This window comes from Lentibacillus sediminis (genome assembly GCF_002763455.1).
Taxonomy (GTDB): Bacteria; Bacillota; Bacilli; order Bacillales; family Amphibacillaceae; genus Lentibacillus_D; species Lentibacillus_D sediminis_A.
Genome location: NZ_NIXK01000001.1, coordinates 369,901 through 384,995, shown reverse-complemented (window position 1 = coordinate 384,995; position 15,095 = coordinate 369,901). Strand labels below are relative to the sequence as shown.

The 15,095-nt window shown below is 39.5% G+C and carries 10 protein-coding genes; all 10 read right to left on the bottom strand.

The genetic code is table 11. The features are described 5' to 3' along the window. Nucleotides 1–271: 271 nt before the first annotated feature. The 10 genes from CEG13_RS01795 to CEG13_RS01750 all read right to left on the bottom strand — a co-directional run bounded on the left by CEG13_RS01795 (nt 272) and on the right by CEG13_RS01750 (nt 14,669). Nucleotides 272–1,231 (bottom strand): carbon-nitrogen hydrolase family protein, encoded by a 960-nt coding sequence (locus CEG13_RS01795; RefSeq protein WP_100010049.1) that lies wholly within the window; start codon nt 1,229–1,231, stop codon nt 272–274. Between the two features lie 174 nt (nt 1,232–1,405). Further along, nucleotides 1,406–4,183 carry an FIMAH domain-containing protein gene (locus CEG13_RS01790; RefSeq protein WP_100010048.1) on the bottom strand — a complete coding sequence of 926 codons (2,778 nt, stop codon included), beginning with the start codon at nt 4,181–4,183 and terminating at the stop codon, nt 1,406–1,408. Nucleotides 4,184–4,365: 182 nt separating this feature from the next. Beyond that, nucleotides 4,366–6,669 carry an AraC family transcriptional regulator gene (locus tag CEG13_RS01785; protein WP_100010047.1) on the bottom strand — a complete coding sequence of 768 codons (2,304 nt, stop codon included), beginning with the start codon at nt 6,667–6,669 and terminating at the stop codon, nt 4,366–4,368. Nucleotides 6,670–6,756: 87 nt separating this feature from the next. Further along, entirely contained in the window at nt 6,757–7,392 is a 636-nt protein-coding gene (locus CEG13_RS01780; RefSeq protein WP_100010046.1) for a hypothetical protein, read from the bottom strand. A 234-nt stretch (nt 7,393–7,626) separates the two neighbouring features. Then, nucleotides 7,627–8,583 (bottom strand): formylglycine-generating enzyme family protein, encoded by a 957-nt coding sequence (locus CEG13_RS01775; RefSeq protein WP_100010045.1) that lies wholly within the window; start codon nt 8,581–8,583, stop codon nt 7,627–7,629. 183 nt (nt 8,584–8,766) lie between these two features. After that, nucleotides 8,767–10,122 carry a sulfatase family protein gene (locus CEG13_RS01770; protein ID WP_100010044.1) on the bottom strand — a complete coding sequence of 452 codons (1,356 nt, stop codon included), beginning with the start codon at nt 10,120–10,122 and terminating at the stop codon, nt 8,767–8,769. Nucleotides 10,123–10,124: 2 nt separating this feature from the next. After that, the gene (locus CEG13_RS01765) at nt 10,125–11,594 is read right to left on the bottom strand and encodes a sulfatase family protein (RefSeq protein ID WP_158234624.1); all 1,470 of its coding nucleotides are present in this window, start codon (nt 11,592–11,594) and stop codon (nt 10,125–10,127) included. 94 nt (nt 11,595–11,688) lie between these two features. After that, nucleotides 11,689–13,182, bottom strand: a complete 1,494-nt coding sequence (locus CEG13_RS01760) for a tripartite tricarboxylate transporter permease (RefSeq protein ID WP_204758479.1) — start codon at nt 13,180–13,182, stop codon at nt 11,689–11,691. A 2-nt stretch (nt 13,183–13,184) separates the two neighbouring features. Beyond that, nucleotides 13,185–13,646 carry a tripartite tricarboxylate transporter TctB family protein gene (locus tag CEG13_RS01755; protein ID WP_100010042.1) on the bottom strand — a complete coding sequence of 154 codons (462 nt, stop codon included), beginning with the start codon at nt 13,644–13,646 and terminating at the stop codon, nt 13,185–13,187. A gap of 24 nt (nt 13,647–13,670) precedes the next feature. After that, nucleotides 13,671–14,669 carry a tripartite tricarboxylate transporter substrate-binding protein gene (locus CEG13_RS01750; RefSeq protein ID WP_100010041.1) on the bottom strand — a complete coding sequence of 333 codons (999 nt, stop codon included), beginning with the start codon at nt 14,667–14,669 and terminating at the stop codon, nt 13,671–13,673. Nucleotides 14,670–15,095: the final 426 nt, after the last annotated feature.

The window sequence follows — 15,095 nt, the reverse complement described above, 5'->3', positions numbered from 1 at the left end:
TTCCTTTTCCGTTTCGGCTTGCGTTTGTTCTTTCGATTTCCAGACGGTTCTTCCTCTTTGTCCGGCTGTTTAATCAGTTCTGTCTCCAATGTTGCTCCCCCTCAGCCATTTGCAGATTTAAATTTTATTGAGTGATTATTTCACATTTCAAATTTGGTTAAATGTTAGCGCTAACAACATAGTAGCTATTTCGTGTTTTACTTACAATTATCAATTCCATCAGGTAAATTCAAAGAAAGATAAAACTACGAAAATAATGATAAAAGCTACGTCAACTGTTTAAGTTCTCCAACTGCTTGTTTCGAAAAGCGATCGTTTTTTCAAGCTTTTCATCAAACGTCATGATATTAAATTCTTTTAAGACTTCGTCGATCGTAAACTCATCTGTTTCGCTTGAGAAAAGGAAAGATCCCAATTCTCCACTGGCTGGATAGGTCATTTTAACTTTATTTCCGTATTTCTTTTTTATCTCCATCACTCGATCAAAATGCTCTTTTGCTGTAAATCTTTCTGTTATTTTGCAGTCTAAATTGATTTCTCCGGTTATCACAGGGCTGTAATTGCTGCTGCTGTCAATCACGTCCCCTAACGGAGATATAATTTGCCCCTCTTTTCTGGCTATTGCTCCAACATAATGAGAACGGCAGGAAAACGCCCAATAGTTATGTCGCATACCAAAATGTCCTAACGAAGAATGAATAAGTATATCAGGCTTTCGTTCTGAATAGGCAGCTCTCAATTCATCAAAGATCAGATCATAACAAATCGTTATCCCAACTGTGCCAAAATCACATTCTACAATTAAGGGTTCGTTGCCGCATATTATACCGGAAGACATTTCTCCGATAGTCAGGAAATTTTTATAGTAGGTGCCAACAACTTCACCTTGCCTGTCAAGTAATTGGGTGCAATTACGCTTAGTACCATCTGACATGACTTTAAATGCGGAATAAGCGATGTAGCAACGATTTTTTTTTGCTGCCTCTGAAAATAAATCCAGAAGCTGGTCTCCCCTTTCTTGATAATACTGATTACGTCGCTCTTTATCGCGTATGACTGGACGATCACAACATTCCGGTAATACAAGAAGGTCGGGTTGATCAGTCATAGCCAATTCCAGATGCTTACTCCAGTGATCTTTCATTTTGGATACAATCCTGGAACTCGTATCATTTTGTTCCACTTCCATAGGAAATGGCGATAGTGCACTAACTGTAACATGCCTTGCCATAGTATTTTCCTCCTAAATTAAGTTTTTTGTTTTCACTGCCATATGTTTCAGTATTGGTGGAACGGCCGGATATGAACCTCCGGCCGTTTAACCTACCGTTCATTTGATCTTTACTTATTCATCCATTCTTCAATGTAACTGGGCTTTCTGTATATTACTGCCACAGAAGAAGTTCTATTGCCACTTCGCAATTAACGATTCCGCATCTGTTTTGAGCGTGTTATATACCTTCCAGGAAATCAACTCATTCTCTTGCTGGTATTCAAGCAGACGCTTGAAACTCTCCATATGTTTGACAGCTTTGTCCATTGACTCTCTTTCTTCGTAATGACTTACAGAAGTCAAATGGATCCGCATAAGTCGGGCATTTCCGGTGTCTGCGACTTCCCCTTCCTCTTCGTAGCGGTCAACCAGTGTTTTCATATGATCCACACTAGAATTAACAAGATTGGACGGTAAAATCTCCAAGTCTTCCAGCCAATAGCCATCTCCGTCATTCATTTCAAATCGGTCAGGTGCTCCAAAACGCAATTCCTGAATCAAATTCACATCCGGATATTTTTCCCGAATCTCACGGGTGTCAATTGTAATCTCATGCCACTCCCCATCATCAATGAGCTGGTTGTTTCCTACTATTATCTCAGCATCAGATTCAGCCGCAGGTGCTGCAGCTATATATACACTTCGCTCTTCCTCAATCGTACTGAAAGCTTGTAAGTAAAGTGCTATTGGTGTTCCTGGCTCAATGCGATAATGGAAATTAATGAAGGGGTATTTGTCAATATACCAATCCGCCGGCATCATCCTTGCGTTTGCGGCTTCATTATTGTCAGCAATGAAATGCCCTGCCTTGTTCCCGTTTTCCCCTTCTTCAATAACGAGGTCTGTCGTCGGGCGAGATAAATAGAGCAGCCACCAGGAATTAGCATCCTCGTTCTCAAAATTGGACGAACCGCCTCGTGTTGCGTGACCAAACTGGTTGAAATTAATATGGATGAAAGGGTTCTCATCTTTATTAGGTTCTGTTACTTCGACATAACTCGTCGCATGATACGTACGGCCCTGATCATCAGTTACCTCTAAAAACACCGGATATCCGGATGGTCCTGCTGAATCTTGACTGATAAACGGACCTTCATAACTGTGGTTCACCTTACTGCCCTCAGCCTTTGTTCCATCACCAAGACTCCAATCATACGCCAATGGACCATCAACACCTTGAACTGTTGCAGTAAACGTTACCTGCTCATTCTCATGCACGCTAAATGAGTCCGTATCTATTTCCACAGAGACACGCCCATTTTCACCGTATTCAAAGACACCCATATCAGGAGCGGCACCAGACCAGGCTAAGCTTACCGGATCGCCCGCTTCCCAACTCACACTTTGATCTAGTGTTAACGTACTATTCTCGTGATCGATATCGATAACACGAGCTTGTTGTGAAGCGGATCCTACCGCAATCAGGTCACCTACTTCACCTTCAATTCCATATCCGTCATAAAAGTATTTTGTATCTTCAACTTCGACTACATCTCCCGAACCGGAACTCGCCGCAACTGTCAGCGAATCTCCTGCGTCAATTAATGGACTGTCCGATGTTAATCCATAATTATGATTTTCGGCATCGACAAAGCCTGGACCGATATTTATGTTATCACTGAATTGGTTCCCGTTTTCCTGTTTCCATCCATTCGACTGTACATCTTCCAGGCTTAGTGCCTTTCCAGTGCCATTATCAAGGATCCCTTCCGCACCTTGTGCCCAGAAGGCATTATTATGAAATTGAAAGTGAGAGGCATCTCCATCAAACAAGATTTGCCGATTTCCGCCTTCAAGGTCATTGTTTGAAAAAATATTATTCTTAAACGTATAATCCTCTACCACACCCGCAATATTTACCGCGTCAGTATAGTTGTCATCAAATACGTTGTTATAAATTCTTGTCCCTTTAGAATCTGCCCCTTCATTATAATAATGAATATTTATCGGGCTGCCGAAATTGCGATATACCTTGTTAAAACGGAAGATACTATCTTCCATCATTAGCTTAGCTTCAGGACCAGCCGACATCCCGCCATGATAGGCATGTGTTATAATGTTATTCTCAAACAGCATATTTGGATCTCCAAATGCTTCAAAAGGACGTCCCCAACTTCCATGAAACACATTTCCTCGTACTACGGTATAATTGTTCGACTTAAATTGAAACAGCGGTGAAAAGGCTGTGGGCGAGTGTCCGGCATGACTAATTGAATTCCCTTCCAGCACAACTCGATCTGTACAGGCAAACCACATCATGTCGCCACCCTGAAACTGACGAAGAATATTGTCCTTAAACTCTATTTGACTGGCATTTTTTATAACAACCGGGATACCGGCTCCACCTCTGCCCAAACCAAATGCCTTTTCCATAACAAGATTTTTCACTTTAATATTTTGAGAATCACTACCAGGATCAGTATCTGCGGTACAATTATTTCCTGTCGAGTTCGTGCTGTTGATTGTTAACCAACGCCCGAATTCCAGATTTTGCGGCTCAATATGCAATCCATTAATCTCGATATATTCTTTTCCTAAAATGGTAACTGCATGATGATAGTCATCTGTTGATAGTCCTGCCAATCTGGCTGTCCCCGGTTCTTCTGCTTTATAAATAATCGGGGCATCCTCCGTTCCGCTGTTTTCCGGTTGGAGTATGCCTTCATACGTTCCCGGCAGGAAAACTACTGTATCACCTGTTTCAGCTTGAGATGCTTTATCGAGTGTTCTCCATGGTTCTTCTCTCGTGCCCGGCCCATTGTCATTTCCATCGGGACTGAGATAAAAAACCTGATCATTTGTATCCGCTTTCACAGGCGATACACTTTCCATGCCATCCGTTGTCATTAACATCACGACTACCATCAAAGCCAGTGAAGGAATTAATAATTTTCGCAGGTTAAAATACAACAATAAAACCTCCCTTTTTATATTTTCAATATCATAATTTATACAACCATATGGTATTTTTACGTTCAATTATCATTTGATTATCTTGCTTTCAAATAAAGATAAAACACGATATAAAAGATAAAAAAATACTGATTCATTAGCAAGCGCGTAACGAATCAGCGGTTTTGAGTTTATGATGTTTAAGCACCATCACGATACTTTTTTCGAAATTGCCCTGGTGGCAATCCTTCTATATTTTTAAACACACGGGTGAAATTATGAACATTTGAATAACAGAGTTCCTGTGAAATTTCTTTAATAGGTTTATTGGAATGGATTAACCACCCTTTCGCTCTTTCTATTCTTAAATCAATCACGTAATTGCTGAAATTTGTGTCTGTTTGGGCTTTAAATGCTTTGCTGAGTTCAGAAATGGACATATTAAATTCATCAGCAACCAATTGTAAAGACAGATCCGTTCCAATGTTCTCATGAATGTAACCGATAACATTCTTAATCGTTTGCTCTTGTTTTAAATGAAGCAGTGCATCCTTTTTTTCTGCTATGGAATGAAAAACATCTTCAATTAACCAATGCTTTACTTCTTCTATGTTATTCTTAGCGTTCAACTGTTGATATAAGTCATCCTCAAAGAATTCATTTTTGTCATAACCCATCTCATCAATAAAAAGATGTACTTCACCAATTAAATAAGCAAAAAAACCTAATATACTTTCATAATTCTCAACTTTTCGCGAAATCAAATCTATTAATTCGACCAAAGATTTTTCCGCCCGATCAAAATTACCATGAGCGATACTGGATATAACTGATTTTTTTAATTTGATTACATCTACATCAATTTCTCCGGAGGAATCTGTATTCTTATCCGAAATAGTGACATCATTACCCATAGTGAAGCGATAATTAAGAAGTGTTAATGCATGCTGATAACATTCTTTTATACTATTATACCCTTCACGAGCACTGCTGACAGCGATAGAAACAGAGAAGCCCAGATATTCCATAACCTTTTCTCTTATAATTGAACTAATTTCTTCTACGACATCGTTTGTGTATGTATCAGCTTCTTTCACTCCGATCACTAATGCGACATGACCGGGCTTCGTTCGTACTGTAAGATTGGAAAAGGTTGGTTCACTGATCTCATCGACCATTTTAGAAAGGGCGTACATCATGATGGATTGATCTTTTTCATTATATAGTTTTCTGAAATTACTGAATTTATCTATCTCGACAATACAGACATAAAACCAGGGTCCCTGCAGTGAAAGGTACTCTGTTTTTTCATTTAACTCTTCAATTTTCATGCCTTCAAGTAACATCTGCCGCTCCACATTTTCTTTTATAAACGAACTTTGCTCAGCTAATTCATTTTTTAATTGTTCATTGGTTTCCATACTGTTATTCAAAAATTGTTCCAGTGATGTAAATTCATCGGTTCTCTCAGAAGGTTCTTTAGATAATGATGGAAAATTCGTCATTAGCTTCTTCAGTGGAAAATAAAGACGATTGGAAAACATGATGATAACGATAATCCAAACTACAGAAATCAGAGCGGTCATACCCCACGTTAAGTACCTTATTTTATCCGCTACTCCCGAGAGCGCCGTCACCGGAGTCATTGCTAGGAGATTCCAATCATTAAAACTTGACTCAAGCAACGCAGGGGTATAATCTGTACCGCCTGATGAAATAATTCCTTCAAACGACCCAGGATTGGACAGAAGCTGATATAATTGGGTAGATGAATTTATTCTTGAACCGATATCTTCTTCATGACTGCCCAAAACAACCTGCTCATTTTCATCTACTATTAATAATTTGCCGCTGTAATCTTCTACTATCTGGCTCAACAATCCAACTAGTCTGTCAGTATTTGCATGTATTATTACCCACCCCTCTCTTTCCCCAATATCAGAAATAGGCCTCACAAATAAAAGCTCGTCTTGTGAAGGATAGGTAAAAGGCGAAATGACGGTGGATCCATTAAATTCCGAAGCGATTATTTCATTTATACCACGATAGTCAAATTCAGACTTATTTATATAACCATATTGGGTTGAATACACTCTATTGAACTTATCGTAAATGATCGATACATTTATATTTATATCCGAATATGTTTTATATTGATGAACAGTACGAACAACCTCCAAAGCTTCACTGCTGCTTTGATTTGTTAAACCTGAATTTACTGAATTTGAAACTGTATTATCGGAAGCTAACTGATAAGTTAATTCGTCAAGACTGTTTAAAAAAGTCCCTAATTGAAAGTCGATCTGTTTCAAGAAAGCCTGGTGACTTTTTCCCACTTCCGCTTGTATGCTGTTCACAGCTGTATTAGTGGAAAATAAGCCCAGCAGAAGAAGTGGTACAATACTTATTAATATCGAAAAAAGAGTAATTTTCCTTTTGAAAGATAGCGGTTTTAAGAGATTTTTTATTCTGAACTTTTTAAATAAAACTTGAAAATGTTTCACCCAATCCCTCCCCCCCTTCCAATTACATTAATGACTATATGAATGAAGCGATAACCATACTGTTAAAAGTTTATTTTTGAAAATGAATCAGACATCTTTAATGATTTGTAACAGTTCCTTCGTATGATAATTACTTTCAACCCCGGGTTTGTGTACCAGGTATTCAGCTATTTGTGCATCTGACATCGCGTAAGCCTCTTTATATCCGCTGATCAACATAGTCAGATAACTTTTGGACGGAACAGTAAAGTCCTTTTCATCCATGTCCAGAAAATGAGTAAATGTAAATATTGGATAGTCATCATATTTACCGGCATAAAGGATATTACCGTATCGAGTTTCTTGCACAACCTCTGACCCTTTTTCAACAATATGATCAAAGTTAATTTCAAGTACTGAACCACCGTTTTCCTGCTTTACAACATCAGCAAATTGGCTCTTTGTTATTAAGTACATACGCGCCAATGTCCCTGCAACGGAACTTTTGGTTGTACCGATAAATGCAACCCCACCTCCCCATCTGTCGGAATGATGGGAGAAATAAAGTGGAAAATCCAGTTGAACAGATCGTATTTGAAGTGGCAGCGACTGATCTCTGCACCCTGTTTCAGTTTTTTGTGAGCCGGGCGGTCTTCCGCCCTTTATATAGCAAAGAAAGCGTTCTTCGCATAAATTAGAGCCAAAACTTGCATACCAAACATATTCAAGATTGTCCTCATTCATGGTTATATCCTCTACCCTTTTAGCCTGCTAAAATTGCGTGTTTGCTCTGTCATTGCTTTCTGAGTTAAATTCCGTAAAACAAATCTTTATAAATTAATTTTATTTATTTTTTCTATATTCATTATACGAGCTTCTTATAGCGTTTTCAACCCTCATTGAAATCTATTTGAAAAAGAAATTATAACTAAACACAAATTATAAACTGGTTGATAAATCCTTAATTTTCGTTGTACGTCAAGCGTCCCTCACACACCGAAAACCCAAATTTCCTGTTGAACTGTCCTTTGTATTTGAGCTTCTTGCTGCCACGCGATAACGATTGCAATAAGAATAATGACACAAATAAGAACCTCCACGCATTGTTTTAGGTGTTTGCGGATCCACTGTTGGAGATAGATTCACAGATTTATCAAACCAATCGGAACACCACTCCCATACATTTCCGGACATATTATACAAACCATACCCATTTACAGGAAATGATTCTACAGGTGCTGTTCCCAAATAGCCATCGTTCTTAAGGTTTGTCCGGGGAAAATCTCCCTGCCAGATATTGCAATAATGCTCCCCATTTGGGTGCAATTCATCCCCCCAGGGGTACTTTTTCTGTTCGAGTCCGCCTCTTGCAGCGAATTCCCATTCTTTCTCCAGCGGAAGGCGTTTACCAGCCCATTCACAAAAAGCTTTTGCATCATTCCATGAGACGTGGATAACCGGATGTTCCATGCGAGTCTCAATATTGGATCCCCTTCCTTCAGGCTGATACCAATAAGCTTCCTTCACCGCAAACCACCATGGCGTTCCCTGTAGCTGCTGTGCATTTTTTAATTGTTCTCCAGATAGGAATTTATAAAATACGAAAGACCAACCGTATTTTTCTGCATCTGTTTTGTAGTTGGTCTCCTCTATAAATTGCTTGAATTCACGATTGCTGACTTCAGCTCGATCAATATAAAATGGTTTAATAGTCCTCTTTTTGACGGGACCTTCTTCATCCGCTGGAAATCCTTCCTTGTCTTCTGTTCCCATCAGAAACTCACCACCGGGCAAATAAACCATTTTCTCTTCAAACTTTACTGCATCTGACTTCTCTATAATCGGGTTTTGAGTACTTTTTTTCGAGATATCTTTTACTGCACTACCCCTGCTAATTGCACAGCAGGGAGATTTGCTCATTTGTTTTTCATGCATGATGACAGCCCCTTCAACTTAAATAATTCAATAGATTTATGGATTAGGAATCATTATAGGGATGCAAACAATTTGTACATTTGCATTATCCAATTATGTCATCAAAAACACTGTAAAATCCATTAATATTCTTCGCGATAACCTTTCCAAACGATATTTTCAGCCTCGAAAGAAACTTCTTGATTAAACATGCCCATCCTCCAAAGACACACTTCGCTGACCGCTTGGTTTTACCTGTGCCGGAATAATCACCGGTTCCGGTTCTCCAGCCTTGATGATTCTTTGAATGAGCCTCTCTCTTAGAGTTTGCGAAACTTCTTGATGAGACTTAAACCCAACAAGATTTGTCAATTCGTATGGATCATTTTGCAAATCATAAAGAAATTCTTCATGATACTCTTCTGAAAAGGAGTCATTTACCGGATCTTTATCCACAGCCTTGACACTATACTTCCATCGTTGTGTACGTATGCATCGTCCGACCTGTGTTTCACTGATTTGGACAAAAACTTCCTCCGGCCATCCTTGTTTATCTCCTTTTAAGAGCGGAAGAAGGGAACGACCCTGCATTTCAGAAGGCACTTCGATACCTGCTGCGTCCAATAACGTTGGCGGAAGATCAATTAAACTGACCAACTCATTAACCCTTCCTCCCCCATCAAAACCAGGACCTTGAATAGCGGTCGGCACGCGGATCGAACTTTCATGACATGAACGCTTATATGCGGCCGTCCGTGTTTTGAAATGACATCCGTGATCCGAAGTAAAAAGGATAATCGTGTTGTCAAGAAGATTCAAACTTGTTAACGTATCTATCAATCGTCCCAAAGCTTCATCCAGGCGCTTTACCATTCCGTAATAGCCAGGAAGGTGCTGTTGACTGCTTCCGCCTAATGACGCAAGGTCAGGTGGAGTCCAGCGTGAAATATACTGCTCGCGATACCCATCAGGGGCAACATACTCATCCCGATGATTCTGCTGATGGGGCTCAAGATGCGAAAGAAACAAAAAGAAAGGTTCGTTCTGATGATGATCAATATAACGAATGGCGGCATCAGTTAGTGCGTCCACACGATACCCCGGAAGTTTTACAGACTCGTTATCGTTGTCATAGACGACCGTGTTATAAGCGTCTGAAGAAAATTCCAGGACGTTGGCAGCCAGCCAGTACTCATAGCCGCCTCGCTGCGATTCAGGAACAGGCTCTTCATCAGCCAGATGCCATTTACCAATATAGCCGGTGTGATAACCTGCTTCAGCAAAATGGTGACCCATAGTCTTGGTATCAGATGGTAACGGGATACCATTGCGATAACACCCTGACTCGGTAGCATAAAGTCCCGTTTGAAGACACGAACGAGCTGGGCCGCATACTGGCTGACATGTGAATGAATTGTTTACATGTGTCCCATTTTTAGCCATTCGATCAAAATTGGGGGTTAAATCTAAAGGGTTATCATGCACCCCAGTTGTATCCCATCGCTGTTGATCAGTAAAAAAAACAACAACGTTCGGGCGATTGTCTTGTTGTTCGGCCAATTTTAGTCACTCCTTCCTTGATCTTTACCTATTGCCTCAGCGGGGCCAATGTCAGCTGTGGCTACGGTAGGATACGAATTGAAAATAATATCATCAACATCTGCGGCTTCTTTCCACATTTTAATAAACAATGACTCTTTGATAGTTTTCATATCCGTACGATCAGCCACATTTTTTAACTCAAACGGATCTTCCTGCAAATCATATAGTTCATCTACATCTGTTGGGTTATAAACAAGTTTATACCGCTCCGTTCGAACGATTCTTTGTGTATAGTAAACTTCCACACCATTGCATTGACTAAAAACCGCATCTCTCCAATTCTGTGGCACCTCATTTCTTAACCATGGCAACAGGCTTCTGCCCTTGCTTTCTTCCGGCTTTTGTACATTTGCCAGCTCCAAAAACGTAGGGGCAAAATCAATCATGCTTATCAGCTTATCCACTTCTCTGCCCGGTTGACGGACCCCTTCTGGCCAACGAATGATGCAAGGCACACGATACGTTTCATCATAAGGGCTGATTCCCTTCAAATAGAGACCGTGTGCACCAAGACTTTCCCCGTGATCTGATATAAATAAGATGAGCGTATCATCCATTTGACCGGTAGATTTCAAAGCATCCAAAACTTGGCCAAACAAATCATCCATCATGGTGCAGTACCCCCAATAATGGGCGATCGATTCTTTCACCTCTTGTTCGGTTAACTGATCCCATACTTGACGCATTCGCTTATACACACCAGGTTTGTTTTTGAAAGTATCCCCATAATTCAGTGGGAGCTCAACATCTTCCGGATTGTACATCTTTGCGTATTTTTCAGGAATGACAAAGGGATCATGAGGCCCAAACGTACCTACATACATACACCATGGATCGGATTGATTTTTAAGTTGTTGCAGTCGGTCTATTGCTTTTTGTACAACAAGGTTATCATGCGTCTCTTCAAGCGGAGTTGATGATGACCCGTATAACTGAAAATCCCCCCAGCCCCTGCGAGCAATTTCTCCATTCTTTCGCTTGTCACCGGTATTTTCTTTTTTATCAGTTTCTCTCCATTCGTGAATTTTTTTCCCCATGTAGGCGTTTTTGTCAGCAGATACTTCCAGTTCCTCCCACCCGCGGTCTGCTGGGTTTTCTTCTGCAGAAATATGCCACTTCCCGGAGAAATGCATACTGTATCCGGCACTCTTTAACTGTTCAGCAAATGTCGTAACCCCTTCATTCAACGTTTTATGGATTGCAGTTTCGTTCGATACATTATTATAAATTCCATGCTGTGATGGATACAAACCTGTCATGAATGATGCTCTTGATGGGCAACAATGCGCCATTGTTGTATAACTTTCATTAAACCGGACCCCTTCCGCTGCCAGCTGATCCAAATTCGGGGTGCGGCAGGGATGATCAGGATATGTCACTTGCGCCTGCTGTTGATCGGTCATGAAAATAAGAATATTTGGCTTGCTCAATATAACACCTTCTTTCATCTTCCATTTTAAAAGCATTTCATTTATCAAGTTTATGGACTACCCGTAACTTGCTTAGCAATACTTTCCTTAAAGATTAATTTTCTTGCTCTTTGTTTTTCTTCAAGGTATAGATGAGAAATATTGTGGTCATCGCAATAAAAGCAAGACTGATTGGTCTGGTAATGAATATATCCCAACTACCTTGCGACATAACCAGGCTTCTTCTTAAATTAAACTCTAATAATGGGCCAAGTACAAAACCAAGAACAATAGGTACCAGTGGAAAGTTAAGTTTCTTTAATATAAATGCCACTATACCAACTATAATGAACACTTGCATACCAAACACAGAGTTATTTGCAGCAAATGCCCCTGCCGTACACATCAGAACAAGTAATGGAACCATTACCTGATAAGGTACATTTGTTACTTTTACTAAATACTTCGAAAGTATTCTTCCCTGTATAAACATAAAAAAGCTGGTTACAATTATCCCAATCATAATGGCATAAAGAATTACTCCTTGATTCTCGAATAATGTTGGTCCCGGCTCCATTCCCTGAACCATAAACGCTCCAAGTAATACTGCAGCAGAAGGACTTCCTGGTATGCCCAATGATAAAAGTGGTATTAACGAAGCTGCCGTAACCGCATTATTAGCAGATTCTGAAGCTACGACTCCTTTTATCTCCCCTTTACCAAATTTTTGAGGGGTTTTAGAAGACCGTTTTGCCTGGTCATAGCTCATAAAAGCTGCGATACTTGCTCCCGCCCCGGGGATTGCACCAATAAAACTACCGATGAAGGATCCCTGCAATATGGTTGGTGTTACCTTCTTTACATCTTTCTTCGTTAAAGGATCTTTGCTTTTACTATTTATTAGAACTTTTTTTGACTCTTCTTTTTTACTGGAATTTGTTGCGTCCAATTGTTCAATTATACTGGGTACGGCAAAGACACCAATGAGAAGAGGCAGCAATGGTAAACCACTCATTAACTCAGTAACACCAAATGTGAACCTTTGTGAACCGCTAACCGTATCCATACCTACCAGGGAAAGTAAGACTCCTATGCTTCCGGAAATAATTCCTGCAGCAAGATTTCTTCCACTTATACCAGCAACGACCGATATCCCAAATAACGTTAACGCAAAGTACTCAGGCGGGCCAAAATTAACAGTAAAATTTGCGATTGTTGGTGCGGCGACAAGTAACAGAATTCCACTGATGGTCCCTCCCACAGCAGAAGCAAGCAATGCAGTTATCAGCGTTTTTTTACCATGACCTTGTTGGGTAAGTGGATACCCATCCAGCATTGTTGCTACAGCTGCATTGGTTCCAGGTATTCCAATTAGAATTGAACTGATTGATCCCCCAAATTCTCCTCCAATAAAAATCGCCATCAAAAAGATGATTGAAGTCTGAGGATCCATTGAAAAGCTGAACGGTAAAAATATGATAATTCCCAAATTACCTGTTAAACCTGGTATTGCACCAAATATAATGCCAATCAGTATGCCGATATTCATAAACAAAAAAGTTTCCCAGGCAAAAAATTGAATGAGACCATCTATAAATACATCAAACACGCTTATACCCCCATTCCAGGAAGTGGAACTGCCAGTAAATTAGTAAATACAAAGTATATAATCAGAAAAGCCACTATTATAATCATGTAATATTTTAAAGACTTTGATTTCATATAGGCCAACGTTCCAATCCCCATTAGCAAACAGGCAATCAGAAATCCTGCATAGTTCACCAATAGCACATACAGAACCAATATACCTAAATAGCCAAACGCTCTAAATTCGTTTTTTAAATCATACACGACGATATTTTCTTTCTTAAATATCAAGCTTAAAGTAATTAGAAACATACTTAAAATAAACATAATGCCTACTAATATTCTCGGCACAAATCTTGAATCTACAATCCCACCCTGGAATGCAGGATCAGTAGCAATTTGTTCTGGTATGAGAAACCAAATTATAATAGAGAGGAGCATCATTATGATGCCCCCCACTAAATTGGTGGGTATTCTAATTTCCATAATAACCCCCTAAAACACATAATTTTATTCAGTTAATTCAAGCATCGCTTCCATAGCAGCTGTTTTTTCCTCTAATTCATTACTGATTTCTTCTGCGTTCATTTCAGTAATTTCTTCAACATTCACGTTTTCCAGTTCTGCCATAGCATCTGGATTTTCGTAGACATTTGATATAGCATTATACATTGCTTCAACTGCTTCAGGTTCTGTTGAACTCTTCATACTGAAAGCCATCAGACTTTCATACACAAAGTCTCCCTCATTTGCAATACTTGATACTGGGGGAACCGGATCGACTCCTTCATAGTCTGTATATTCATTTTCACTGAAAGTTAGGATGGGGGTCAATCTTCCATCTTCTACAAATTGCTCTGCCAATTTAAGACCCGCTAAAGTGACATCATTATGACCACCTAAAGCATTGGTTAACCCTTCCTGAGCACCGTTATGAGGTATGGTTTCCGCTTCCAGTCCCAAACTTGTATATAAAGCATCTTGAAGCAGATGTGTAATGTTTCCGGGACCGCCGCTTCCGAATTGTATTTGATTTGATTCACCATATTCTACTAAATCCTCAAAACTGCTAATATTCGTCTCCTCAGGGTTCGTAAATAGACCAAACTGCTCTCTGTCAAGAGAAATTACAGGCTGGAGGTCATCCGGACTCCAAGGAGTATCCGTAACCTGTGGTGTAAGGCCAAGTGTAGTATTCACATCACTAAACATTAAATCATATGGCCCGCCTTGGTTTAAAAATTCTGCTATCCCAACAACACCACCAGCACCTGTTGGATTTTCCACAGTTATGTTCACACCAAGTTCTTCTTCCAGAAATGTTGCTATTACACGTGCTCTTACATCAAGTGCACCACCAACACTAAACGGTACATACATTGTAATGTCTTCATCAATTTGAAATTCTCCACTTCCTGACTCACCATTAGATGCATTACCACATCCAACCAAGACCATTATTAGAATCAAACCCATCACAAAACTGATTACTTTTGAAGTATTTTTCATAATGCTACCTCCTCATATAGTATGGAAACGGATAAAATTTCTTTTAGTAGTCAAAGACCCTTTAGATAGTCTGCTAAAACGAACCTTCATAATAACTCCAACCTTAACACCTCTTTTTCATTGCCCTGCAACATAAGTGCTGTATTCGCTTCCAAAAAACTTATAAATTAACTCTTGCATTTTTCATAAACTATGAGAATAAACAGCTATTCCACATGGTTTTAAAAGCGAATGCTCAATCTGGCACCATAATACCCTCCAATCCATTCTAAAAATAGAATTCAAATTCGAATGTACACTTAATTAATTTATTTAATAATATAAAGCACAGTCAAGGTTTTGTCAATAACTTAGTTAATTAATTTACTTAAATATCTTAAATGTTTTTCTTGTAAACCTGACGAATTCTCTTCTTCTCTTTATCAT

Bases quoted from the DNA above. Each gene is read 5' to 3' on its own strand.
- CEG13_RS01795 (WP_100010049.1), bottom strand. From the start codon at position 1,231: ATGGCAAGGCATGTTACAGTTAGTGCACTATCGCCATTTCCTATGGAA.
- CEG13_RS01775 (WP_100010045.1), bottom strand. From the start codon at position 8,583: ATGCATGAAAAACAAATGAGCAAATCTCCCTGCTGTGCAATTAGCAGG.
- CEG13_RS01750 (WP_100010041.1), bottom strand. From the start codon at position 14,669: ATGAAAAATACTTCAAAAGTAATCAGTTTTGTGATGGGTTTGATTCTA.
- CEG13_RS01780 (WP_100010046.1), bottom strand. From the start codon at position 7,392: ATGAATGAGGACAATCTTGAATATGTTTGGTATGCAAGTTTTGGCTCT.
- CEG13_RS01755 (WP_100010042.1), bottom strand. From the start codon at position 13,646: ATGGAAATTAGAATACCCACCAATTTAGTGGGGGGCATCATAATGATG.